The organism is Paenibacillus sp. FSL P4-0176, assembly GCF_037975265.1.
Taxonomy (GTDB): Bacteria; Bacillota; Bacilli; order Paenibacillales; family Paenibacillaceae; genus Paenibacillus; species Paenibacillus amylolyticus.
In genome coordinates this window covers 1,094,262-1,119,021 of the sequence record NZ_CP150242.1, presented here as the reverse complement: position 1 = coordinate 1,119,021, position 24,760 = coordinate 1,094,262, and the positions used below count along the sequence as shown (strand labels likewise).

General features: G+C 47.3%; 19 protein-coding genes. 5 read left to right on the top strand and 14 right to left on the bottom strand.

The window, feature by feature from the left end:
• Window positions 1–77: 77 nt before the first annotated feature.
• From MKY95_RS05020 to MKY95_RS05000, 5 genes are all read right to left on the bottom strand, one after another.
• Window positions 78–1,100 (bottom strand): hypothetical protein, encoded by a 1,023-nt coding sequence (locus MKY95_RS05020; RefSeq protein ID WP_076319374.1) that lies wholly within the window; start codon window positions 1,098–1,100, stop codon window positions 78–80.
• A gap of 618 nt (window positions 1,101–1,718) precedes the next feature.
• On the bottom strand, window positions 1,719–2,540 hold the full coding sequence (locus MKY95_RS05015; RefSeq protein WP_339197282.1) for an ABC transporter ATP-binding protein: 822 nt from the start codon (window positions 2,538–2,540) through the stop codon (window positions 1,719–1,721).
• A gap of 13 nt (window positions 2,541–2,553) precedes the next feature.
• Window positions 2,554–3,597, bottom strand: coding sequence for an iron ABC transporter permease (locus MKY95_RS05010; protein WP_339197279.1), 1,044 nt, complete (start codon window positions 3,595–3,597; stop codon window positions 2,554–2,556).
• Window positions 3,594–4,607 carry an iron ABC transporter permease gene (locus MKY95_RS05005; RefSeq protein ID WP_339197276.1) on the bottom strand — a complete coding sequence of 338 codons (1,014 nt, stop codon included), beginning with the start codon at window positions 4,605–4,607 and terminating at the stop codon, window positions 3,594–3,596. Before MKY95_RS05005 ends, MKY95_RS05010 begins: the two co-directional genes overlap by 4 nt.
• Window positions 4,608–4,705: 98 nt before the next feature.
• Entirely contained in the window at window positions 4,706–5,719 is a 1,014-nt protein-coding gene (locus tag MKY95_RS05000) for an iron-siderophore ABC transporter substrate-binding protein (RefSeq protein WP_339197273.1), read from the bottom strand.
• Between the two features lie 425 nt (window positions 5,720–6,144).
• Here MKY95_RS05000 and MKY95_RS04995 point away from each other — a divergent pair, with 425 nt between their 5' ends.
• Together MKY95_RS04995 and MKY95_RS04990 are read left to right on the top strand one after the other, a co-directional pair.
• Window positions 6,145–6,726, top strand: coding sequence for a hypothetical protein (locus MKY95_RS04995; protein ID WP_339197270.1), 582 nt, complete (start codon window positions 6,145–6,147; stop codon window positions 6,724–6,726).
• Window positions 6,727–6,948: 222 nt separating this feature from the next.
• Window positions 6,949–8,721 (top strand): alpha-glycosidase, encoded by a 1,773-nt coding sequence (locus MKY95_RS04990; RefSeq protein WP_339197268.1) that lies wholly within the window; start codon window positions 6,949–6,951, stop codon window positions 8,719–8,721.
• Between the two features lie 471 nt (window positions 8,722–9,192).
• Here the strand turns inward: MKY95_RS04990 and MKY95_RS04985 are convergent, their stop codons facing one another.
• From MKY95_RS04985 to MKY95_RS04975, 3 genes are read right to left on the bottom strand one after another with little or no spacing between them, the layout of a single operon-like run.
• Complete coding sequence (locus MKY95_RS04985) at window positions 9,193–10,572, bottom strand: fatty acid--CoA ligase family protein (RefSeq protein WP_339197266.1); 1,380 nt, start codon at window positions 10,570–10,572, stop codon at window positions 9,193–9,195.
• The gene (locus MKY95_RS04980; RefSeq protein ID WP_339197263.1) at window positions 10,566–11,984 is read right to left on the bottom strand and encodes a hypothetical protein; all 1,419 of its coding nucleotides are present in this window, start codon (window positions 11,982–11,984) and stop codon (window positions 10,566–10,568) included. Before MKY95_RS04980 ends, MKY95_RS04985 begins: the two co-directional genes overlap by 7 nt.
• A complete protein-coding gene (locus MKY95_RS04975) occupies window positions 11,981–13,360 on the bottom strand; it encodes an alpha/beta hydrolase-fold protein (RefSeq protein WP_339197261.1) in 1,380 nt (459 codons plus the stop codon). The genes MKY95_RS04980 and MKY95_RS04975 overlap by 4 nt, the downstream gene beginning before the upstream one ends.
• Before the next feature lie 447 nt (window positions 13,361–13,807).
• Here MKY95_RS04975 and MKY95_RS04970 point away from each other — a divergent pair, with 447 nt between their 5' ends.
• A complete protein-coding gene (locus MKY95_RS04970; protein WP_339197258.1) occupies window positions 13,808–15,964 on the top strand; it encodes an alpha-amylase family glycosyl hydrolase in 2,157 nt (718 codons plus the stop codon).
• 326 nt (window positions 15,965–16,290) lie between these two features.
• Here MKY95_RS04970 and MKY95_RS04965 read toward each other — a convergent pair whose 3' ends face one another.
• The 5 genes from MKY95_RS04965 to MKY95_RS04945 all read right to left on the bottom strand — a co-directional run bounded on the left by MKY95_RS04965 (window position 16,291) and on the right by MKY95_RS04945 (window position 21,508).
• The gene (locus MKY95_RS04965) at window positions 16,291–16,806 is read right to left on the bottom strand and encodes an MFS transporter (protein WP_339199909.1); all 516 of its coding nucleotides are present in this window, start codon (window positions 16,804–16,806) and stop codon (window positions 16,291–16,293) included.
• Between the two features lie 36 nt (window positions 16,807–16,842).
• The gene (locus tag MKY95_RS04960) at window positions 16,843–17,577 is read right to left on the bottom strand and encodes an MFS transporter (RefSeq protein WP_339197256.1); all 735 of its coding nucleotides are present in this window, start codon (window positions 17,575–17,577) and stop codon (window positions 16,843–16,845) included.
• A 207-nt stretch (window positions 17,578–17,784) separates the two neighbouring features.
• The gene (locus MKY95_RS04955; RefSeq protein WP_017690474.1) at window positions 17,785–18,621 is read right to left on the bottom strand and encodes a sugar ABC transporter permease; all 837 of its coding nucleotides are present in this window, start codon (window positions 18,619–18,621) and stop codon (window positions 17,785–17,787) included.
• Window positions 18,618–19,973 (bottom strand): ABC transporter permease subunit, encoded by a 1,356-nt coding sequence (locus MKY95_RS04950; protein WP_339197252.1) that lies wholly within the window; start codon window positions 19,971–19,973, stop codon window positions 18,618–18,620. The genes MKY95_RS04955 and MKY95_RS04950 overlap by 4 nt, the downstream gene beginning before the upstream one ends.
• 248 nt (window positions 19,974–20,221) lie before the next feature.
• Window positions 20,222–21,508 (bottom strand): maltose ABC transporter substrate-binding protein, encoded by a 1,287-nt coding sequence (locus MKY95_RS04945; protein WP_339197250.1) that lies wholly within the window; start codon window positions 21,506–21,508, stop codon window positions 20,222–20,224.
• A 445-nt stretch (window positions 21,509–21,953) separates the two neighbouring features.
• On the opposite strand from MKY95_RS04945, the gene MKY95_RS04940 reads away from it, so the two are divergent.
• Entirely contained in the window at window positions 21,954–22,988 is a 1,035-nt protein-coding gene (locus tag MKY95_RS04940; protein ID WP_339197248.1) for a LacI family DNA-binding transcriptional regulator, read from the top strand.
• Window positions 22,989–23,160: 172 nt separating this feature from the next.
• On the opposite strand, the gene MKY95_RS04935 is transcribed toward MKY95_RS04940, so the two are convergent.
• Window positions 23,161–23,919, bottom strand: a complete 759-nt coding sequence (locus tag MKY95_RS04935) for an SDR family oxidoreductase (RefSeq protein WP_339197246.1) — start codon at window positions 23,917–23,919, stop codon at window positions 23,161–23,163.
• A gap of 192 nt (window positions 23,920–24,111) precedes the next feature.
• Here MKY95_RS04935 and MKY95_RS04930 point away from each other — a divergent pair, with 192 nt between their 5' ends.
• On the top strand, window positions 24,112–24,705 hold the full coding sequence (locus MKY95_RS04930) for a TetR/AcrR family transcriptional regulator (protein ID WP_339197243.1): 594 nt from the start codon (window positions 24,112–24,114) through the stop codon (window positions 24,703–24,705).
• Window positions 24,706–24,760: the final 55 nt, after the last annotated feature.

Below are 24,760 nucleotides of genomic sequence, written 5' to 3'. Positions count from 1 at the left end.
CAAAATCATGGTGAGGTCCGAATTAAATGATGGTATCCGTTATCTGTTATCCGTCATATATTGTCATTTATACGTTGTTATAAGCTATATATCTTATATTCAAGTTGCTCCTGACACAGGTATTCCAGGTACAACCTAACCACATCACGAGTTGTTCCACCATGGGGAAAGACGTGGTGTGTCATATCTGGCAAGGCGTTCACTTCCAGGATGCCTCCCTGATCTCTGGAGATCGGGGTGCGGATATCACGACAACGAACATCAACTCCTGCTACATCGATCTGAAGAGTCTTTGCCGCCTGAATGATCATTCGGGCATTTTCGGGATGAATGATTTCGGTACAATCCTTGTAGAATTCACTGATTTTTCCGGCGGCAGAATTGCGGAGATTGTATAACTCGATTTCTTTTCCCGCGGCAGGAACTTCATCCAGTGTTGTCCCTTGTGCATGTAATACCTCCAGCAGTCGTTCCGTTTCTGCATTAACCTCGGGAAACGCTTCATACTCGCCAATGGGTGTCATCTCGATTCGTTCCTGATTCAACTGCTCAATTAACGCCCGAACGGTTGAAGTTCCGTCTCCCTCAACATAGACAGGCCGATACTGGTTCACAGCCGCCACTTCACCGTTAATGATCAGCACTCTGTAATCGATCCCGGTCACATATTGCTGCAACATAATGCTGCTGCCGTGGACACTCGCAAGATGAATGGCTGTCTCCAGTTCTTCTTCAGTACGCACATCCAGCGTCACGCCCATGCTGCTGCTCGCATCCAGCGGTTTCACTACAATAGAGCCGTATCTATTCAGAAAAGCTACTGCTTCACTCCCCATCTCCGGGATCACGATAAATGACGGTACAGGCATGCCCTGTTCATGCATTAACATATTACATGCCTGCTTGTTCTTCGCGAGCAGTCCAGCGATTAACGGCAGACGATGAGATCTGGTTTTGTTAATGATGATCTCTTGGTCCCCTACAGACAGCTTCAGGAAATCTTCGCATCCCTCAAGAAGTGGCTCACAGGTGATGCCCATTTCTCTCGCTTTGCTTATAATGAGTCGGTTTTGCAGATTATGAATCCCTTTCGGAAACACTGAAAATCCTCCTCGATCGAATGAAGGTACTCGCTCCTATATAAGTTGAATTAAAGATTATTTACGCTGACACTACAATGACAGAACAACCTTCCAATCGCTGTTATCCCCAGATTTTTTTTAATTCCTTATACAAAGGGAAAATCCGGTGATAGCGTATGCTTTCGAAGCAGCTTTCTTTTAGAAAGCTTGTAGGCGCAGCTTATGCTTCCGATGCAGCTTTCTTGCAGAAAACTTGTAGCTCCGCTTCTTCAGATCTGTTCTGCTCCCTCCGTTAACGTGTGAAATTTAAATTCAACTTATATTGCTCATACGTTCATCAATTTTTATTGTAGTTTAATATTGATAATGATTATCAATATCATATAAAATCTATTTTATGGCAATTCGAGTTATATTGTCAATAATAAACTTTTAAGGAAAAATAAGATGTAATTCGGTGTGGGTTTGAGTCGGTGTAGGTATGCTTTTATCAAATAATAGGCACAACAAACCGGGCAAGCATTGGACATAGTTTTACCAACGGCTTGCCTATTTGTCATCTGCATGATCATACAATGGAGTCGATGTGGAGTTTTGATTAACTATTGAACGAATCAAAAACGGACTTTTTGATCCTCAAGCCAGTTGTGTATAACGCTGTTCTCCATTCAGCTTCCTCCCTCTTCCATGTGGGATGCAAGTTGGTGTGCCGAACAGTGGATCGACCGCAATCTCACATTCCATCTGGAAAACCTTACGGACCATCTCCTGTGTGACGATATCTTCCGGTTTGCCTTCTGCGTAGATCGACTTGTTGTGAACAGCCACAATGTGATGCGCATACCGACATGCCAGATTCAGATCATGAAGTACCATAACAATCGTGCGTCCTTCCCGTTCGTTCAACTCAAACAACAGATCGAGGATATCAATCTGATGTGTCATATCCAGATAGGTTGTAGGTTCATCCAGCAGCAGCGTTTCGGTACCCTGCGCAAGTGTCATCGCAATCCAGGCACGCTGACGCTGTCCACCGGACAATGCATCCACAGGTCGATCCGCGAGTTCTGTCAGATGTGTGGATTCAAGTGCCAGCTTAACCATACGCTCATCCTCACGAGACCATTGCTTCAGCCATGTTTGATGTGGATAACGTCCTTGCTTAACCAGTTGGTTCACCGTCAGGCCCTCCGGAGCGGTCGGGCCCTGTGGCAGGATGGACATGCGTCTTGAAATTTCCTTGGTCTGCAGCTTTGCAATCTCTTCGCCATCCAGCAGCACCGAACCGGAGCTGGATTTCAGCAACCGGGCCAACGTACGCAGCAGCGTAGATTTGCCACAGCCGTTGCTGCCAATCAGGACGGTAATCTGTCCCTTGGGAATGGTCAGGTTTAAATTTTCAATAATGGGATCTGCTCCATAGGAGATCGTAAGCTCCTTGGCTTCCAGAACACTCACAGCTCTCTCCTCCTCAAAACTGATTTCGATTCTTGAACAACAAATACAGGAAAAACGGTGCGCCTACGCCTGCGGTGAATACCCCTGCGGGAACATCCAGCGGTAGGAAGGCTGTACGAGCTATGAGATCTGCAGCAAATACAAGCAGAGCACCAACCAGTCCAGACACAATCAGCATACTGCCAAACATCCGGCCGACCAGCTTTCGGGCAATATGTGGAGCGATCAGACCAACAAAACCAATGGTTCCGGCAACCGCAACGGCGATTCCCGCCAGCAGTACACTGCATAACAACAACGCTGAACGATGCCGCTGTACAGTTACACCCAGCCCTGTGGCCAGATCATCCCCGAACTCCTGTGCATTCAGGCTGCGGGCGAACCAGATCGCCAGCGGTACAACAATTAAGATAACCGGCAAAATCGTTCGGACATCGGTCCACGATGCTCCGTATACACTTCCTGTCAGCCAGATATAGGCTTGACCTGCCGTGTAGAATGGACTCAGGATCAGCATAAAGGTCGTTCCAGCTCCGGTAATGGCTGACACTCCAATCCCGATCAGCACCAGACGGATCGGACTGACTCCCTTTTTCCAGGCAAGCACGTAGATGATCAATGCCGTCACAAGCGCACCGACAATGGCGAACAGTGGCAACAACTTGATGCTCACCGCTCCGCCCAGCAACGTAACAAAACCTACAGCCGCAACAGCTGCACCGCCAGTGATTCCGATGACATCCGGTGAGGCCAGTGGATTACGGATAATGCCTTGCAGAAGTGCGCCTGACATACCGAGGGCTGCTCCTACGAGCAGAGATAATAACACCCGTGGCAGTCTTAAGGTCAGCACGACGAAGTCATGCTCTCCTGCATTCAGACCAAATATCGTTCTGAGCACATCCATCGGAGAAATAAAGTCACTGCCCACACTGGTACCGACAACCCCTGCCACGAGAAAAAGGAGGATACATATCCCGATGACAACCAATGATTTTCGTTCCATTTGCACCGAAACGGTGTCTTTTTTGTTGCGGAAAGTCAACAGCTTCCTCATATCTTCGTCACCCCCTTACGGGCAATGTACACGAAGAAGGGTCCGCCAATCAGTGCAGTCATGACACCAAGTGGAACTTCCTGCGGCATAATCACCAGCCTTGCCACCACATCCGCAGACAACAGCAGAATCGCTCCCCCCACAATAGAGTAAGGAACGAGCCAGCGGTAATCGTTTCCTACAAGTGCACGCATGATATGCGGGACAACCAGACCGACGAGGCCGATCGAACCGGCTACGGCAACCGAACCACCCGCCAGCAATACCGTAACAATTCCCATGAGCACCTTGACTAGAAGTACATTCTGTCCCATGCCTTTGGCGATATCGTCACCCGTCAACAGCAGATTGATGGCTCTGCCCATGAACAAAGAGACAATAACTGCGGCTGTCATGTACGGCAGAACAGGATATAACATATCCAATGTCCGACCACTTACTGAACCGGCAAGCCAGAACAGTACATCCTGCAATCCGGTTCCATCCAGCACCAAAATGGCCTGTGTGAACGAGGCAAATAACGCGGAGATTGCCGTACCTGCCAGTACAATTTTGATCGGTGTCAGGCCATCACGACCGAGGGAACCTAGCCCATATACAATTGCCGCGGCTACAGCAGCCCCTGCAAAACCAAACCACATCATGGTGGTGAGCGAAGATACGGACAATACAACAATGGCAATAACAATAAAAAAGATCGCACCAGAATTGATCCCGAACACACTCGGTGATGCCAGCGGGTTACGTGTCAATGCCTGCATCAGCCCACCCGCCACGGCCAAACTTGCTCCTACAACAGCAGCAATAACTGTACGTGGCAACCGTTCCGTCAGCAGAACCACATGTTCCACAGAACTCTCGTCATAGAATTGCAGTGCTTCCCATGCCATCTGAAACGTGATATGCGTACGTCCCAGAATCATACTGGCTAGGCAAGCAAGTAGAAGTAATATGAATAAACCAACCAGTCCATAGATCTTGGCGCTTGCCTTTGTAAAAAGGGGAAACATACTCTCACTCTTTCATCTGTAAAATGATAAAAGACCTGCCTGCCCATACACTTCGTTAACGAATGTCCTGGTGCACGGGCAGGTCCTGCTCCTGTTAGTTAGTTCAGGTTGAACTGCTTATATAGATCGTCCAGCATCATGTTGGCTGATGTGTATCCACCTGCCATGTTCCAGGCCACTTCATCGACCTGAACCAGTTGGTTATTCTTGACTGCATCAAGGTTTTTCCACAGTGGACTGCTGGTCCAATCATCATAATTTTTCTGAATGGCATCTGTTTCTGTACCTGAGTTGAAGTTGAAGATCATGTCTGCATTCATATCCGGAATGTTTTCTTTGGAAGTCAATTCAACTCCCCATGTGTCTGCGTCATGTCCGGCAGGTCTGGTGAACCCAAGTTCATTCAGAATCTTACCTGCATATCCCATGTAGAAAATACGAACCTGATCGGCTCTAAAGTTCGTGATGGTTGCTTCAATTGGCAGACGATCCCCCATTTTCTCTTTGAAATCAGCTACACGGCCATCCCAATCAGACAACAGTTTATCCGATTGCTCAACCATATTCATCGCTTCTCCAACAGTTTTCACCGTTTCTTTCCAGTCAAACAGCGTCTCCGTCACTACCGTTGGTGCGATCTGGGACAATTGCTCATAGATTTCTTCATGTCTGATCTTGGTAGCAATGATCAAGTCCGGTTTCAACTTGTTGATCTCTTCCAGATTGGGCTGAGATTCCTGACCCACTTGTGTTACTCCGTCCAGATCTGCTCTCAGATATTCGTAGACTGGCTGCTGAACCCAGGATTCGACAACACCTGTCGGTTTAACGCCAAGTGCAACAACGACATCATTCGCGCCCTGGAACAGTGTCACGATCTTTTGCGGGTTTCCCTTGATTGTGGTTTCGCCCATGGCATGTTTGATCACTCGGGTCTGATCTTCTGTTGCACTGGCAGTTGTATCACTTTCATTATTGCTCTCATTGCTGCTTGCAGCTTGGCTAGACGTATTTGTAGTCTCGGCACTTCCACCCGAAGCACAACCAGCAAGTAGTGAAATCATCAGAATAAGTGCTGCATAAATGTATAGCTTTTTCTTTACTTTATACATGAAATCCGTCTCCCCTTTTTCATCTAAATGATATTGAATCTCATTATCAATTGTATTGTAATGGAGATGAAATCATTATACAAGCATTTTATTTGGAAAAACTTCTCACTCCCTGTCGAACTCTGTAACTTCATAAAACAACATTAAATAAAGATATATTAACTAAACCAATACAATATATATCGATACAATACGCCTTCACATAAACCATATATGTAAGTTTTTTCTCTGTAACATAACATGTACATTTCTCTTCTAACTTCTAGCTTCATCTAATACATGTCCTTTTTGCTGGTGAATCATTATTCATTTATATGCGTTTGACTGATGAATTTACTGTAAAACAATTCCTGTAATTTCTTGTCGCACTATGTTAGATTATCCATTGGAATAAAATCACATCTATAGATAGGGGAAATTAACACGTGAAGAAATCATGGGTACTATCAATCATTATGAGTTTTGTTTTGCTCGGCGGGGTGTTCGCACCTGTAGGGTCCTATGCCGCTGCTGCGGATGACTCAGCCACTACATATTCGGAAGACGAATACTATGAAGAAATTGACACGTCAGAACAAGAACCGCTCCCTACAGTCGAAGAAGAAGATTTCCTGGGCTACCTTGATCAGTTGGATATGGCATCGGTATATGAGGAGAGAGCCTTCAATGCTTTGGGAGGTGGATTTTACATTACATCATCCAATCGCAAGTCCGTTTTCCTGAAACTGACCAATACAGCGATTCCTAACTACACCAAATATGTATCCAAGCTGAAGATGATCAAACCGCAAGATGCGGAATTGCAAAAAATTCATGCCAACTTGATCAAAGGTAGCTATACACAGCTGGAAGGATTTCAACTCGCTAAAAAATCTGTCTCCAAAACAACGGTAAACAGCGCTGTCCTGAAACAAGCCAATGCCAAAATTGCTGCCGGCAAGAAAAATATCGAGAAATTTCACAAAGAATTCTCTGCATACGCCAATAAACTTGGATTTGATTTATAAAAAACAGTAATTGCAGATATGCGTCCTACATTTCGAATAAAACAATTTGAAATTTAAGGAAAAAAAGTGTTTTCTTTTGCTGAGTTAGTTCGTATAATAGCACTATAATCAAAAGGCTATGCTGCCGAAAGGTACAACCTCGTGAACAATTGAGGTTGTGCCTTTTTTGCGTTTAATGGCCGCTTTTATCTGAATTTCATCATCTGACGAGGAGTGATTTACATGATTCTTGAAGCCGTTTATCATCGCCCCAAACTCAATTGGTCTTATGCTTATGACCGCTCGACCATGCACCTGCGACTTCGGTCCAAACGTGGGGATCTGGATGCGGTGATTGCCATTACGGGAGACAAATATGCTTGGGATCGGACCATCACACACATCCCTATGCACATCTTTGCCCGGGATGAAATGTTCGATTATTGGGAAGCTGAGACTTCACCTCCCTATCGCCGATTACGGTATGGTTTCCAACTGATTCAGGGAGAGGAATCGGTCTGGATGACGGAGCGTGGATTCGAGCAGGCGCTGCCTGACCATCCACTCGAATTCTTTGATTTTCCATTTATGAATCCAGTCGACATTTTTGAACCGCCTGCCTGGGTTAAGGACGCTGTGTTTTATCAAATTTTCCCTGAACGTTATGCCAATGGTGATCCATCCCTCAGTCCCAAAAATGCGGAACCCTGGGGAGGAGAACCTACACCGGTGAACTTCTTTGGCGGCGATCTCCAAGGTGTGCTGGATCATCTGGATCATATAAGTCAGCTTGGCATCAATGCCATCTACTTTTGTCCGCTGTTCGAGGCCACGACGAACCACAAATACAATACAGGTGATTACATGAAGGTTGATCCTCACTTTGGTACCAATGAACAGTTCAAGGCCTTCGTGGATGCCTGTCATCAGCGCGGCATACGTGTCGTTCTGGATGCGGTGTTCAACCATTCCGGCAGAGAGTTCCCTCCTTTTGTCGATGTCATGAAGAATGGAGCTGCCTCTCCCTACGCAGATTGGTTCTATATCAAAGACTGGCCGCCGCGTGTGGAGGATGGTATACCGACTTATGACACCTTTGCCTTTGAACCGCTCATGCCGAAGCTGAATACGGAACACCCTGAAGTGAAGGCATATTTGCTGGAGGTAGGACGTTTCTGGATTGAGGAGATGGACATTGACGGATGGCGGCTCGATGTGGCGAATGAGGTGGATCATCAGTTCTGGCGCGAATTCCGTCAGACGGTAAAAGCCATTAAGCCTGACGCCTATCTGCTCGGCGAGATCTGGCATGATTCGCTCATGTGGCTTCAGGGAGACCAGTTCGATGCCGTGATGAATTATCCATTTACCAATTCGGTATTGGACTACACGGTGCACGGAAAGCTGGATGGACTTGGCTTCGCGAATGAGATCGGCAAACTGCTCGCAGCCTATTCACAGCCTGTAACGGAAGCAGCTTTCAATCTGCTCGGAAGCCATGATACGCCCAGACTGCTGACCTTGTGTGATGGAAATGAACGCAAGATGAAGCTTGCCGTTACGTTGCTGCTTACGTATCCAGGTGTGCCATGTATCTATTATGGAGACGAAGTGGGACTTGATGGAGGATATGATCCGGGTTGCCGCAAGTGTATGGAGTGGGATGAGACCAAGCAGAATCGCGAGCTTCTGGAATTCTTCACCCGTACGATTACCCTTCGTAAAGAGCACCCTGCCCTACGCAGCACAGAACTGAAGATTGTATATGCAAAAGCCGGAGACCCTTGTCTTGCCATCGAACGATTGGATTCGCATACGGGAGAGCGCATGCTTCTTGTTCTTAATGCGGGTGATGAACCATGCACCCTTGAACTCCCCTTGGGAGATCGTAACATCTGGCGAAATCTGTTCACATCCAACACCGTGGAAGCTCGGCAAAATAAACTGACCCTCGATCTGGAAGCATACGGATTCTCCCTGATGCAACTTGAGGTGAAACAACCAGCTGAGGCCTGAGATAAATACAGCTAACAAGGGAAAATAACTTCAAAGAGGCTGTCCCCTAGGTGATATGCTACCCATAAAGTAGACAGGTAAAATAATAAAATCCTGTTACTGTATGGGTAGCATATTAGACCAAGGACAGCCTCTTCTGTATCTTATACGTCATATTCTAACGAAACCAGCACACCTTATTCGCTTCATTATACGCGGTCTAAATGCCTAACGAATCAGAGAGACGTTATTTCGTTTAATGAGTCGATTTTCGCAAGCAGAAGCCGTGTTTTCGACGGAATAACGTTGCTGAGATTCGTTAGGTTTTACTTTTCTTGATTATCCCCTCAATAAGATGTTTGAGGTTCGTTAGCGATAGCGATTCAAGCAAGGTGAAACTCTTCGAGGTAGCACCTTTTCTGTTCCCTTTTGTGTTTCCAGATAGGTTAAGGTTCACTACTCTACCGCCTGATAGTCATTCGGGGTACCGACCTATTTCCCAGCCGAGGCGAAGGTTGTCGAAGTCATCGGTTTTCGTATTTTCTTCATTCTTGAGCTTACGAGCGCTCCCTGTGTAATTACGATTTTCTGCGGAATCTTGTATGAAGGCAGCTTGTCCTGACAATATTCCCAGATGGATCGCCGCAGATCGGTGAGAGTACATTCTGTAGCCAGCCGGATAGTCACCTTCACCCTCTGACCAGTGATACCACTCTGTTCTCCCGAAACTACGGCCGCTTCAATACATTCCATCTCTTCGAGAACACCCTCGACCTCGGCAGGATACACTTTCCGTCCCCCTACGTTAATAATCTCAGAACGACGTCCCAGAATACGAATGTACCCCTGCTCCAGCACGGCTTCATCCCCAGTACGCAGCCACCCGTCCTCTGTAAAAGGTGAAGGTGCATTCAAATATCCAATCATCGCGGTTTCCGTGTGAATCTGCAATTCTCCTTCCACCACCCGATACTTGACCCCTTCATCTTGAATGGAAAACAGCAGCGAGCCTGGCTCTTTGGAGCGGGTTGGCAGAATACCAAGTTCAGACATGCCATAGGCTTGTATCGTCCGGATCTGTGGAAATCTCCGGTTCCAGGCTGCCAGTACGGATTCAGGCATCACTTCTGATCCGTATGACACAACTTCGAGACTCGACAGATCATACCCCTCATCATTTCTACCCAGCAGTAACAGATTCATGAATGTTGGGGAGACAGGCAGCGCCTGCACACGAAACTTCTCAATCGTTCGGCATACTTCTTCGGGAGATCGATCCGCAATGATACAGAGACAACCCCCACTGGACAGAGATTGCAACATGGTATTCACACCGCCGATATGATCAAACATCATGAAAGGAATCGTTCGCAAGGGCCGAACCCGCCGCCGAAAATGATGTAACAGCCGATCTGCACGATGCACAGTCGCTTTGCTTACTCCGGTTGATCCCGATGAAAAGAGTACCAGTCCGCCTACGCCCGCCTGTACCAGCGAGGATAACAACACGGGAACCTCTCCAGATAATTCACACGTTTGCCGAATGCACAACTTGCCTTCTTCAACGCCCAAACGCCACTTCACCTGTGCCAGTTGGATATATTCCTCTCGTTTGGCTTCAACCAGGTTCCGATCCATGGGGAGCACGATACACCCTTGTCCAAGCAAAGCAACCAATGCTGCCGCTGCATAGGGGGAATAGTCTTCCTCCAGCGTTACAAGTTGCCCATTCAGCCCTTCTGCTGTAATCCACTCACTCATGATGCCAACCTGTTCCAGCAGCCAACGGTAACTGTACTCCTGTTCCTTCCAGATCAGCGCAGGTTGCTGTCCCTGTTCCGCGAATCGTTCAAGCAAGAATTGGTTCAACATGTTGCATCCTCCTTACCGGCAGGCGCCCATTGCTGTGCGAGATAATCAACAAGTGAACCCACGGTCTGATATGGGCTTTCCGGCATAGAAGCAGCAGCCATCTCCGCCAGAGCAGTTCCCATTCCCGTACCCCAACGATCTTCGATTCCCTGCTCTACCACTGCAAGCAATGACACGAGTTCCAGCGAATCCAGTTGCCCACTTCGTCCGTACAGTGGAGCGTTACCACCCTCACCAAGTGGAATCGTGGTATTATGGTACGCGTTTAACTCCCGACAACTATCCAATACGATACGGAGCAGATCCTCCCTGTGTTCTTGTCCAATCATCGACACAGTCTGGCGTGGGAAGCAATCTGCCTGAGGTATGGACTGTCGAAGTGACTCATACCAGTGCCATTCATCGGTGACCAACATTTTAATTACACCTGTTAGCTGTACTTTCCACTGCTCACGCTGTTTTATCCGACTGACCTGAAGCATATTGTAGGCCTTCTCCCAACGTACAATAATGTCGCTGAATTCTCTCGCATATTGATCAAGTGGAGAACCTAGCCATAAGGCAGACTCCTGAAGAAGATCTCGAAGAAAATATCGACTCCATCGCATATCAAACAGCAGACCGGATATTAGCATTTCATTGGCCTGTTCCTCTTCATTCGCCGCATGTAATGCATCTAACAGTTGCAGAGATACCGCATGTCCAAAATGATAATTGCGTTCTCCTTGCGTAATCGTCCGGCCTGTCAGAAATTCTTCAATTTGCGTTGTTAACACCTGGGTCAACATGTCGCGGTAACCGACAGAATCCAGCTTTACAGTCGCCCGAATGTCCATGGTTCCATACGTTCGGAGTTCTTCTTTGCGCTTGGCCTGCGCAAGCTCAGGTATGCTTTGGTTACCTTTCCAGAAGTCATGAAAGGCCCTTTGAGTAACCTTTCCCTTGTACTTGGAGGGCACGGGATCGTAGACATGAACATGCTCATCATCCAGACCATATACGGCAATCCAATGGTCTACCAGATGCAGTCGGGAGCCTTGCTTCACGTGTTTGCGAATGTACTCGGGATTCTGATAATCCTCACAGTAAGGCAGATGATAACTGGTTCCTGTAGCCAAAAAAAGCCCACCTTCGCCAATATGCTGCCGGATCTGCGTCTTGCCTTCCTCAAAGCTGTCCAGCTGTCGCTGACCATACATCTCCCAGATCGGCTCTGCATAATCCAGCTTGTGAAAATAAGGCTTCACCAGTCCGTTATCCCCGCACGAAGGAAGGCTGTACAACCGACTTGCCGCCAACAGTGCAAGACTTGTGATGGATCCTTGTCGATGGAGCACTTCATGAATCAGAGGAAAATTGCAGGGATAATAATAGGGAATGTCCAGCACTGGAGCGAATGAAGGAATAATCATTTTGGGCCTCCTGTTCCCGTTTTGGCTGACGTACTGCCCCAGGATTGGATTAGGTAATGCACAGATATATCATCTGTCGCTCGAAATACCCGATTGGCAATAGGTTTGCCATCCACATCGGTCTCGAAACGACGGAAACCGCGAGTAAATCGGAAGGAAAAACCACTATCTCGCGGAACTCGGTAACTACCTTCATATCGACCTTTACCAGAACGAACAAGCTTCATGCCCATCCCACCATATATCGTTTCCTCCGAGTCTTCGCCGGGAGCTACCTCTGCACGAATGCAGACCTCCACATGAGTGGACATTTCAGGAATAACCGTGTAGATGCGTGTAGCGGACAGTTCCCCCACAGTCAGCGTGATGGATGCACTTCCAATACCAATAGCCACCAGCTCTCCACTCGAACGAACCTGGATTACATCCGGGTCACTTGAAGTATAATTCCCGTGCAGCAGACTCTGAACCAACCCACTCTCGTAGTGCATTTGTGCATTGATACACACGGTCATTCCACCCTCTAGTCCGATGACATCCCTTCCAAGCAGTTCGAGCGAGGAGAGCTTACCCACGTTGCCGAACATGTATAGTAACGGGAGATGAACGCGTGCTCCCCAGTCACCTTCCTGATGACAGGCACCCGGCTGTTCCAGAAATGCCAATTCCTCATCCGTTCTGACTCCGCGTTCAAGTAATTGATGAGCTACTCTTCTGACCTGGGAAGGCAGAAACAGACCTTCCGTGTCTCCAATATCCATCCACATCCGAACGTCGGGTACCTCTTCTGGCAAGCGATACATGTTTTCTTCCAACAGCCCGCTTTCCGATGTTTTGTCTAACTGCACATCCACATAAAATGGCGACATCATGATCAGTTTTCCGAAAACATCCGGATTTCGCATCCCCATGTGCAATGTACAAAGTGCTGCGGCAGATGAACCCAACAGCCCGGTATTCTCCTTGTCTGGCAACGTCCGATAACGATGATCAATGAGCGGTTTGAGCTCATGAATAATGAAATGCTCATAGTCGATGCCTGAGCACCCCACACTCACGGCCTCTCTCTCAGGAGCAATGTAGTGGTAGAATTCGTTGTGCGTGACTGGACGGACATGTGCAATACCGACAATAATCAGTGATTCAATCTGCCCGGAGGCAATTAGTCCGTCCGCTGCCTGATCCATGTTCCATGTTTCATTGCCTGTCCCGGATGGACCAAAAGCCCGCTGCCCCGCATGAACGTACAGAACCGGATAATGTCGAGCTGTAAGCTCATGGTAACCGGGCGGGAGGTACACATAAATGTTGCGGATATTGCCCAGCCGCGACGCCTGAATGCCTTCCAAACATTCGATGACAGAATGGGTACTCAACGATCATCAACCGCCTCTCTTCTCCCAATTCGACTGCATAATACAAATAACCCCGCCTCAGAAGAGACGGGGTTGTCCCAGAACACACGTAAGTGTTCCGGGATACATAGCCCTTATATTGTGAATCTGCGAATAGTTTAAATCCCCGGACATGCTTTTGTAAACATAAAAATAGAAAATAAATGCTCCCAAAAAAGTTATTGACATAAGATCCAATATTTCTTACGATAACGTTGTGATCATAACTCGAGGGCCATGCTTTTAAACCTGAGCGGTTTAGGACAACCCCGGTAACTCCCGAAGGAGATGCCGGGGTTGTTAGCGTGTCAAAAGGAGGGAAGTCTTCAATCCACTGCGTAACACTCCGTTGTATTGAAAGCGCTATTATTCAAGAGCCAGGTTGGTTGTTTATCTAAACTACTACATTCACGAGAAGGGTGGATTACTATGTTTCAAATGGCCAAACGCGTACTCCTCAGCACAACACTGGCACTCAGTTTACTTGCAGGGGGCGCACTTCCCTATCTGCCTGCTTCCGCGATCTATGCCGATGCGGATACCGCGGTTACCAACAAGCAGAACTTTAGTACAGACGTCATCTATCAGATCTTTACAGATCGCTTCCTGGACGGCAATCCTTCCAACAATCCTACCGGAGCTGCCTACGATGCCACTTGTAGTAACCTGAAGTTGTATTGCGGAGGCGACTGGCAGGGTCTGATCAACAAAATCAACGATAACTATTTTAGCGATCTGGGCGTTACGGCACTGTGGATCTCCCAACCGGTCGAAAATATCTTCGCCACAATCAACTACGGCGGTGTGATCAACACAGCGTATCATGGCTACTGGGCACGTGATTTCAAGAAGACCAATCCGTATTTCGGAACGATGGCTGACTTTCAAAATCTGATTACAACCGCTCATGCCAAAGGCATCAAGATCGTAATTGACTTTGCACCAAACCATACGTCTCCTGCCATGGAAACCGATACGTCCTTTGCAGAGAATGGCAAGTTATACGATAACGGTAATCTTGTTGGCGGATACACAAATGATACAAATGGATATTTCCATCACAACGGCGGCTCCGATTTTTCCTCCCTGGAGAATGGTATCTACAAAAACCTCTATGACCTCGCTGACCTGAATCACAATAACAGTACCATTGATCAATATTTCAAAGACGCAATCAAGCTATGGCTTGATATGGGCGTGGATGGCATTCGCGTTGATGCGGTGAAACATATGCCTCTCGGCTGGCAAAAGAGCTGGATGTCCTCCATCTATGCACATAAACCTGTATTCACTTTCGGTGAATGGTTCCTGGGATCTGCTGCATCTGATGCGGATAACACGGAATTTGCCAACGAATCTGGAATGAGCCTACTCGATTTCCGCTTTAACTCTGCCGTACGTGACGTCTTCCGGGATAACACATCCAACATGTACGCTCTGGATTCGATGATTACAGGCACAGCCGCAGATTACAATCAGGTGAATGACCAAGTCACGTTCATCGACAACCATGATATGGATCGGTTCAAAACAAGTGCCGTCAACAACCGTCGTCTGGAACAAGCGCTGGCTTTCACGCTGACTTCACGCGGCGTACCTGCCATCTATTATGGTACCGAGCAGTATCTGACGGGTAACGGAGACCCTGATAATCGGGCCAAAATGCCTTCCTTCTCCAAAACAACCACTGCTTTCAACGTGATCAGCAAGCTGGCCCCTCTGCGCAAATCCAATCCAGCAATCGCCTATGGCTCTACTCAGCAACGCTGGATCAATAATGATGTGTACGTCTATGAACGCAAATTTGGCAAAAGTGTAGCTGTTGTTGCGGTGAACCGTAATCTCTCCACACCAGCAAGCATTGCGAATCTAAGCACTTCACTGCCAACAGGCAACTACACCGATGTATTGGGCGGCGCACTGAACGGTAATAACATCACTTCCAGCAACGGTAATATCTCATCCTTCACACTGGCTGCCGGAGCAACAGCAGTATGGCAATATACAACAAGCGAGACAACACCAACGATCGGACATGTAGGTCCGGTGATGGGTAAACCGGGTAATGTCGTTACTATTAGCGGACGTGGATTTGGATCCACCAAAGGTACCGTATACTTCGGTACAACAGCCGTTACCGGTGCTGCGATCACATCCTGGGAAGATACGCAGATCAAAGTGACGATCCCAGCTGTTGCCGCAGGCAATTATGCTGTAAAAGTAGCTGCGAATGGCGTCAACAGTAATGCGTATAACAACTTCACCCTCCTTACGGGTGATCAGGTCACTGTACGATTTGTCATTAACAATGCGTCCACCACACTCGGTCAGAACATCTATCTGACAGGTAATGTGGCAGAATTGGGCAACTGGAGTACGGGCACAACAGCTATTGGTCCTGCTTTCAATCAGGTCATCCACACCTACCCAACTTGGTACTATGATGTGAGTGTACCAGCAGGGAAACAACTGGAGTTCAAATTCTTCAAGAAAAACGGGGCAACCATTACGTGGGAAGGTGGTTCCAACCACACGTTCACCACACCAACCAGCGGTACAGCCACAGTCAATGTAAACTGGCAATAAGATAATCAGTCCACAAGCTAACCCGGAGTTACGCTAACACAGCGTGTGCTCCGGGTTTTGCTATTGGATTTTAGTATATAAGTTGAACAAATGACTTTACACTAGACCACTGCACGGTCAGAACCATCTCTCATCGCTGTTACCCCCAGTTTTATGATTCCCTTCTATACAGGGAAAATCTGGGGTTAGCGTATACTTCCAATGTAGCTTTCTTTTAGAAATCTTTTAGGCGAACGCTTCGCTTTTCCGGATTGCATCTGACTGCTCCGTTATCGTGTAAATGTTTATAGTTCAACTAATATAGATTGGATCTATATCTCACATTTCTAATGATAGGTTCGGATCGACTTCAACGTTGTCGCTGCCAGAATACCTGTCGCCAGCAGTAATATGCCCACGCCTTGCAGCACAGAAGCTGCCCCCCATTGATCTGCCAATACGGAGACAACCATCAATCCCAGAATGGGCGCTGTACTGGTGATTGTTCCAACCACACCATAGACTCTTCCTTGCAGCTCGTCCGGAACGGCTGTTCTGAGCATAATCTGGGTGAGCATCGTACAGCAGGCGAACATCGCACCTCCGCCCACGATGAACGGTAACGCCATGATTGGTGAGGATACATTCGCCAAAAAAATATATATCGGCCCTAATACAATTAGACCGATAAATACCCATCTCCCTCTTCGCTTCAATCGTTTTCCCGAAGCAATCAATAGCCCAGAACCAATCATATATCCCAGCGGAATACAGGTCTCAATTAATCCAAACTGTACCGGATTCGCCTCCCATACCTTGACCGCCATCACTTGAACCAGCATCATGGCTGACATGAAAAACAAAATCAGTACGGGATTGAGCAATACGATGGAACGGATCTAAGGATTCCGATAGATGTAGCCAAACGAACTGCGCCACTCCTGAGCAAACGTGGTCTGCTGATTAATGGATCGCTGTACCTCAGGAAAGCGACCTGCCACCAGCACACAGACTGCGGACAACAGGAAAGTTGCCCCTGTAATTAATATGGCAACGAATCCGCCAAATGCAGCAACAGCCACTCCCGCCGCCGCCAGTCCGCTGATTCGGGCAAGATTATCCACCATATGAATGGTTCCGGTCGCTTGTTGAATATGCTCTCTGCCAACCATACTTGCTACAGAGGCGTGAAATGCAGGTGCCTGAAACAGACTTGAAAACATGGAGAGCGAGAGTAACAAGAGCACCACTGGGAACGGTGCATGCCAACCGAATAAGCTAACCGCAATCAGTACCGCCATTAGGCCCCGAAATACATCCGATGCCAGCATCAGCTTCCTGCGATCCAATCGGTCTGCAACCGTACCCGCCACCGATCCAAACAAAAAGCTGACGGCCATATTGCAGATCTGTACGGCTGCCATGCTCTTTGCACTCCCCGTGGTCTGTAACACCCACAGGCTGATCGCAATCCCATTGAAGCAATCCCCAAAGACCGAGATCCCGTAGCCGTACAAAATCCTCCGAAAGGTAACATTACGCCAAAGTGTTGGCGGAGCTTTAGTATTATGCAATGCAGCTTGTCCATCTTGGTATCCTATAATCTCGGGCTCACTGGACGGGTTCATGCCCATACATCACGTTCCTCCCTAATCATGATTCGAGCCCCTACAGAATCAGGCACTTCCGCAGCATTGCCAGTCGACAAAGACATGACAATACGGAAGTGCCTGAGTTAAGTGAGTGTTACGCTATCGAGACGACTAATCATGCCGTCGTTAGCTTAGCTGATGATATTGATATTGTCTCTAGACCTATAATGTTTCTTGCTGAGTCTGCGTTTACCCTTTCGAAGCTCCTGCCGTCAGCCCTTGAACAAGGAATCGTTGCAGGAAAACGAACAGCAGTGTAATTGGAATGGCAATCAGAACTGCCCCCGCAGCAAACATCGTAAAGTTACTGTCCTGATACCGGTTGACCAGATCCCACATGCCTACTGCAAGTGTCCAGTTCTCCTTCGTCCGCAGCACCAGGCGGGCGAAGATAAAGTCCATCCACGCACCAGTAAAACTGGTTAATGCCACATAGGTCAGCATTGGCTTGGATAAGGGCAGGATGATGCTGGTGAATACCCGCAGGTGACTCGCACCATCCATGCGGGCCGCTTCATCCAGACTACGGGGAATCGTATCAAAGAAACCTTTGACGATAAATCCGCCCAGTACCGCTCCTGATGAATAGACCAGGATGAGCGCAGCATGAGTGTCGAGCAATTTAATTTGCAGCAAAATGATATAGATTGCAATCATGCTCATAAAGCTTGGGAACATGCCCAAAATTAGCATGGTGGAGAGAATCGTTTTACGTCCACGGAAGCGGAAGCGGGACAAGGCATACATCCCAAGTGTCACCATCAGCGTAGAGAAGATCATCGTGAAAAAGGCAATTTTCAGCGTGTTCATATACCATCTGCCGTACATAAAGGACGGGTTATTGAACAGCTCCCCGTAATGGGTCAACGTGAAAGCTTCCGGCCATAACCGTTCACTAAACAATGCCGCACCGGGTCTCAGGGAAGAGAGAAAGATCCAGAGTACCGGGTAGATGGAGACAACGGCGATGATCAGCAATAGCACATAACTCAGGGCCAAACGCAGCGGATTATTACGTGTTTTCATTGAATCATGTCCTCCTCCTTGAATGATTTGGAGCGGCGGAAGTTCCAGATGGAGAATGAAGCGATAATAAGGAAGATAATGATCCCTACCGCTGAAGCCATGTTGAACTTGTTATTGTCGAGCGTGAGCTTGTAGAGCCAGGTTACCAGCAGATCCGTTGCCCCTGCGTACTGGTAGTCTCCCCGCAGTGGATTTCCGTTGGTCAGCAGGAAGATGACATTGAAGTTGTTGAAATTTCCGGCGAACTGCATGATGAGTACCGGAGTTGTGGCAAAAAGAATGAACGGCATCGTAATGATCCTGAACTTCTGAAACGCAGATGCTCCGTCCACTTCGGCAGCCTCGTAGAGATCACGAGGGATGGCTGTCAATACACCCAGAATGAGCACCATACTGACCGGAATACCGATCCACATGTTGACAACAATGACGGTAACCTTGGCCCAGAACGGATCTGTCAGCCAGGGTAATCCCTCCAGCCCAAACGCTCTCATGTACGTATTGATCGGACCAAACTGACCGTTGAACAGATTACGCATGAGCAGCAAGGAGATGATCTGCGGGATGGCATAAGGCAGAATGAAAATGGTCCGCCACAGCTTTTTGAAGCGTATGCCCCGCTGTTCAATCAACAGTGCCACAAGCACGCCGCCAAAATAGGTGGTGACTGTCGCCAGAATAGCCCAGATGACCGTCCAAGTGAGCACGCCGTAAAATGTCTGGCTCCAGGATTTTAGCTGAATCAAATCGCTGAACGTCTTGAAGCCTACCCAGTCCACCAGTTTGGCTGGCGGAATATGATCCGGGGCCGAATAGTTGGTAAACGCGATCGTGATCGTAAATAGAATGGGCATAACGGTGAAGAAAAGTATGCCCAATGCCGGAATGGACAGAAACAGGTACGGAAAGTTTTTGTCCATCATGTTCCGAAGCGAAGCCGCTGCGCCCAGGGTCTGCTTGCCTTCCTCCCTCGCGAGCCCCGTGACGTACGCATCCCGAATATTCAGGATGTAGATCAGGATAAACACAAAAAACACCAGCAGTACGATAATGCCATCAAGCAGCAAAAAGATGGAATGGTCTCCCCTTTGAAGTACAGTGGACCCATTCACTTTGACAAAACGCTGTGTATTTTCCCCCAGTGTCCATATGCCCCATACGGCCTGTGACAGGCGAGGAAGCAGGTACGCAAGCCCTGCTCCCTCCAGTAACAGTAGACAAATTCCCTTAATCCACTGTCGATTGTACAGCTGTCCAAGACCTTGCAGTATGATGGAACATATGGCCGCTGTCATCCGGTGCTGTCTTTCACTGTTCGGTCCAACAGGCACCGGGACATGCTGCTGTTGCATTCGCTCTCTCCTCCCCGCCTATTGCTAACTTGTATATATTGAACAAAAGTGTACTTACACTGACCACTCCGATGACAGAACAAGCTTCCGATCGGCGATAAAGGCGAGCCTATGCTTCCGAAGTAGCTTTCTTTCAGAAAGCTTTTAGTTTCACTTCTTCAGCTTCCTTCTGCCCTCTCCGTTTTTGTGTAAATATGAAGTTCAATTTATACAGTTCTTATGCATATCTTTGCACTCGTCGTTCGTTCTTATTGGACGGTAGCAAGGCTTTCCTGGATCTGTTTCACGGCATTGTCCAGTGATGTCTTCACGTCCTTATCGGTATCCCATATATCCGTAATGGCCGACGTGATTGGTCCCCATACGCTGTCCATGGCAGGAAGCGAAGGCATTGGTGTTGAGTTATTGAACTGTTCCAGGAACGCCTTGTTGATTGGGTCCTCTTGTAGCTTCGGATCAGCAGCTACGTTTTTGTTCGCAGGAAGTGTACCGTTCAGGTCAAAGTTCTCCATCTGAGCTTCTTCATTGGAAAGGAACGCTGCCAAGAGCTTCGACGCATTCGGGTATTGTGTAAATGCATTCACATAATAGGCTTTAACACCTGAGAAGGAGGTCATCGGTTTGCCATCGATTGCCGGAAGCGGAGCAACGCCAAAATCAATACCTGCATTGCGATAATCGGCAATGGTCCACGGACCGTTAATGTCCATAGCCAGCTTGCCGCTGGAGAATAATCCTTTTTTGATATCATAGTTCACGTCACCCATCTTGAGCGGCAGCACTTCCGACTTCAGCGTCTGCAAGAACTGTCCACCCTTCTGGGCTCCTTCGTTATTCAGACCGAGATCCGCGCTATCCATCCCGTTGTCCCCAAAAATATAACCGCCCTGTGAAGCCAGGAACGCATAGTTATAGTAAAATTGCTGCAATTCCCACATCAGCGCATACTGATTGGACTTCACATTATTGAACGTCTTGGCGAAACTGATAATCTCATCAAAGTTTTTCGGAGCTTCTGGATAGAGTGCCTTGTTATAGAAAAGGGCGTAGGTCTCCACGCTATACGGATAGCCATACAGGATATCCTTGAACGTCACTGCCTTAAGCGCGTTGTCGCTGGTGTTCTCTACGGTCTCTGCTTCGAATATGTCATTGGGCAGAATAAGTCCCGCCTCTGAAGCGCTACCAATCTTATCATGTGGGAAAACGACGACATCTGCCGCGAGACCCGCCGGGCCATCCGTCGTTAGTTTGGTTACCTGATCTGTTGGAGGTAATTCCTCCATTTTGACCGTTACCCCATATTTTTCTTCGAATTTTTTGACCCTTTGCTCAATAAAGCTACTTTGATTTTTATCTTCCCAGATCACCAGGGTTGCCCCTTCTTCCGGTTGAAGGTTCTCGGCTGTCAGCTCTACCACTTCCTCCGGATTCTCACCTGCCGTAGTTGGAGATGGACTTCCGCCTCCAGCCCCGCACGCAGCCAGTGTAAAAGCCATCATGACGGACAATGTTGCCCCTTGCCATTTTCTCATGTAAAATGTCCCCTTCCCTCTGCTTGGTCCAACAAAGTTCGCGCTTTTCACCCTTTTGTCTGCGTATGTTGTCAGGTTTTTCATCCCATATCCTCTTTTGTACAAACGTTTGCTCAAATGGGAGACAAGATGACCTATCCGTTCAATATGTAGGGGTAAACAAGTCAAGAAGTATGTAAATCCACCGATGTAAGCGCTATAATAACAATCACATCATACAATAACGATCTTTATTTGCACAAACGTTTGCACAAGCCATATTTGCTCATTTTTAACCAATTTCCTTCTTCTACCTACAGTAATTTCCTGTTTCCTTGTTCTGACTCTTTCTTCCTTAATTTCACTTCGTGTGCATCCCTTACTCGGCAGTTAGCAATTGATTTCTCGTATCCTTTGGATTACCATAGGAGAATATTTATACGATTGTTCAGAAGGGATTTTTTACATGATTACGATCAAGGATATTGCCAAATTGGCGGGTGTTTCCCCTTCTACAGTGTCACGGGTGATTTCCAACCATCCTAGAATCAGCACCAAAACATCTCTCAAAGTGAAGCAAATCATGAAAGAATTGAACTACCATCCCAACATCATCGCGAAAAGCCTGGTTTCCAAAACAACACATACCCTTGGGATTATGCTTCCACGTCCTGCAGAAGAGTTGTTTCAAAATTACTTTTTCGGAGAATTGCTGCGAGGTATTATTACACATGCCACCCGTATGAATTATGAATTGCTGCTAACAACCGAAACATCATCAGACAATGAATTGCATGCGATATCCCGCCTTGTGCATGGCCGAAGGGTGGATGGTATTTTGCTGCTTGGGTCCAAACGAGATGATCCCATCATTTCTTTTTTAGAAGCAGAAAAGTTTCCTTTTGTGTTAATCGGTCGCAGTGAGGCCCATCCAAATGCCCCCATGGTGGATAACGATAATGTGCAGACTGCTTATGATGCGACTCATCATCTAATCGCTCAGGGACATACCCGAATCGGATTTGTCAGCGGTCCTCCGGACATTACGTTATCGCATGATCGCATGTTAGGATACCAAAAAGCGCTTGCCCAATCCGGGCTGGATGCGGATAGTGACTGGATAGTGGAAGGTGAATTTCTACAGGAAAGTGGATTCAGAGCGATGTCGCTGTTCATGTCCTTGCCGGACAGACCCACCGCAATCGTTGTCATTGATGACAATGTGGCCTTTGGGGTATTGAGAGCTCTTGCCGAGCTTCATTATCTGGTGCCTGAAGATATCAGTGTGGTCAGTTTTAACAATATTGCATTATCGGAACTGGCTTCTCCACCCCTAAGCTCTATCGACATCGGGACTTATCAGCTTGGTTATACAGCCGTTCAGGTATTGTTAAAAATTCTTAGTGGGGAACCACAGCTTCATAATCCGGTCATTATCCCCCATCGTCTGATCGTGCGTGAATCCTCACTTTTTTCCAAACCAAAGCCACCCTCAGATTGATTCATTTCGGGTATCCGTGTAGTAATGCAAACGTTTGTCCTATACGGAATATGATGCTGATATCCACCGTACGTAGGTGCATAGGTGCAAAAAAAGAAGCCGCATATACTTATGCGGCTTCCTTAATTCACACAATATTTCCGTACGTCATGCTCGACTGCACATGAGTGGATTAGTAAGAGCTCCAGCCAGCATCTGCTGTAACGACAGTTCCGTTCACGAAGCTGGACTCGTCAGATCCGAGGAACAGGGCCACTTTGGCGATCTCTTCGCTCGTCCCGATGCGTGGGTTGATTGCCATCCCAAGCTGTTGCCGCCCTGCACCGAAATGACTAATACCTGCCATGGATGTGCTGATATTGGTTGCCACAGCGCCTGGAGCAATCGCATTACAGCGAATGCCTTGCTCAGCATACATATATCCTGTATTTTTGGTGAAGCCCACGACCGCATGTTTGGACGCCGTATAGGCTGCTCCTGCACGTCCGCCGTGTAGGCCACCCGCCGAAGCAATGTTCACGATGACACCTTTTTGTTTTTCCAGGAAGATTGGTAATACTTTACGCGTTGTCCGCATCACACTGGTTGTGTTCACAGCAAACAATCTCTCCCACTTCTCATCCGTTATATCTGCTGCAGGTTCCATGCCATCCATAATTCCCGCATTGTTAATTAGAATATCTACTGTACCGTATGTGCTCACCGTCGTATCGATCAGATTTTGCACATCTTCTTCTTTGGCTACATTGGCAAGAACGACAATCGCTTCTCCGCCCTGTGCCTTAATATCATTAACTACCGCTTGTGCGGATTCTTCGTTAATATCCGATACGACGACTTTCGCGCCTTCTTGAGCATACAACGTGGCAATTGCTTTCCCCATACCTGAACCAGCACCTGTAACAACTGCAACTTTATCTTGAAGTCTCATTCCATGTATCCTCCTTTGTGTATTCGTTTACAATAAGTTAACAAACAAATGTTCATTAACTCTTATCCTTAGTATAATAAGTCATAGCGTTTCACTTCAATCAGTAAAAGCTTGTCCAGTTGTACGTTAAACAACACTACTAAGCCTGAATGTACTTTAACTAATAAAGTGAACTCGCGAGGAGGAAAATAGATGTCTGAAACTATGAATTCAATGGACCGAAGAATTAAAAAATCAAAAGCTGCACTGAAAGATTCACTCATTCATTTGATGCAAAAACATCCCTTTAAAGAAATATCGATTACGGATATTGTGCAGCGAGCTGACCTGAATCGGGGAACTTTCTACAGGCATTATCAGTACAAAGAAGACCTGTTCAACGAAATCATCGATGATGTGATTCAGGATCTGGTAACTTCTTTCCGCAAACCTTATCAGGATGAGGAAGAGTTCGAAGTCAATCTAATGCCCTCTTCGGCGATCACTATATTTGAGCATGTGCACCAACACGCACAATTCTACACACTGGTTGTGAAATCTGAGGCTTCCTCCAACTTTCAGCGCATGATCTGTGATGTCCTTCGGGATCTCGCTTTACAGGATCTGAACCATATCTTCCCTGCGCACATCAACCATGAAATATTGGCAAGCTACCAATCTCATGCGATATTTGGCATGATCATGGAGTGGATCAGACAGGATTTCAAGCACAGCCCCACCTACATGGCCGAGGAGTTGTTCAAAATCATCCATTACAAGCCGGAAAATGTCGTGTTAAAAAACTGAAATTTTGAATCGTCTTACTTCCCTTTAGTAGGATGATTCAAAATTTCAAGAAAGC

Excerpts from the sequence above, each read along its gene's own strand:
- MKY95_RS05010 (WP_339197279.1), bottom strand. The coding sequence starts at position 3,597 with ATGAGGAAGCTGTTGACTTTCCGCAACAAAAAAGACACCGTTTCGGTG.
- MKY95_RS05005 (WP_339197276.1), bottom strand. The coding sequence starts at position 4,607 with ATGTTTCCCCTTTTTACAAAGGCAAGCGCCAAGATCTATGGACTGGTT.
- MKY95_RS05000 (WP_339197273.1), bottom strand. The coding sequence starts at position 5,719 with ATGTATAAAGTAAAGAAAAAGCTATACATTTATGCAGCACTTATTCTG.
- MKY95_RS04990 (WP_339197268.1), top strand. The coding sequence starts at position 6,949 with ATGATTCTTGAAGCCGTTTATCATCGCCCCAAACTCAATTGGTCTTAT.
- MKY95_RS04985 (WP_339197266.1), bottom strand. The coding sequence starts at position 10,572 with ATGTTGAACCAATTCTTGCTTGAACGATTCGCGGAACAGGGACAGCAA.
- MKY95_RS04980 (WP_339197263.1), bottom strand. The coding sequence starts at position 11,984 with ATGATTATTCCTTCATTCGCTCCAGTGCTGGACATTCCCTATTATTAT.
- MKY95_RS04970 (WP_339197258.1), top strand. The coding sequence starts at position 13,808 with ATGTTTCAAATGGCCAAACGCGTACTCCTCAGCACAACACTGGCACTC.
- MKY95_RS04960 (WP_339197256.1), bottom strand. The coding sequence starts at position 17,577 with ATGGGCATGAACCCGTCCAGTGAGCCCGAGATTATAGGATACCAAGAT.
- MKY95_RS04955 (WP_017690474.1), bottom strand. The coding sequence starts at position 18,621 with ATGAAAACACGTAATAATCCGCTGCGTTTGGCCCTGAGTTATGTGCTA.
- MKY95_RS04950 (WP_339197252.1), bottom strand. The coding sequence starts at position 19,973 with ATGCAACAGCAGCATGTCCCGGTGCCTGTTGGACCGAACAGTGAAAGA.
- MKY95_RS04945 (WP_339197250.1), bottom strand. The coding sequence starts at position 21,508 with ATGAGAAAATGGCAAGGGGCAACATTGTCCGTCATGATGGCTTTTACA.
- MKY95_RS04940 (WP_339197248.1), top strand. The coding sequence starts at position 21,954 with ATGATTACGATCAAGGATATTGCCAAATTGGCGGGTGTTTCCCCTTCT.
- MKY95_RS04935 (WP_339197246.1), bottom strand. The coding sequence starts at position 23,919 with ATGAGACTTCAAGATAAAGTTGCAGTTGTTACAGGTGCTGGTTCAGGT.
- MKY95_RS04930 (WP_339197243.1), top strand. The coding sequence starts at position 24,112 with ATGTCTGAAACTATGAATTCAATGGACCGAAGAATTAAAAAATCAAAA.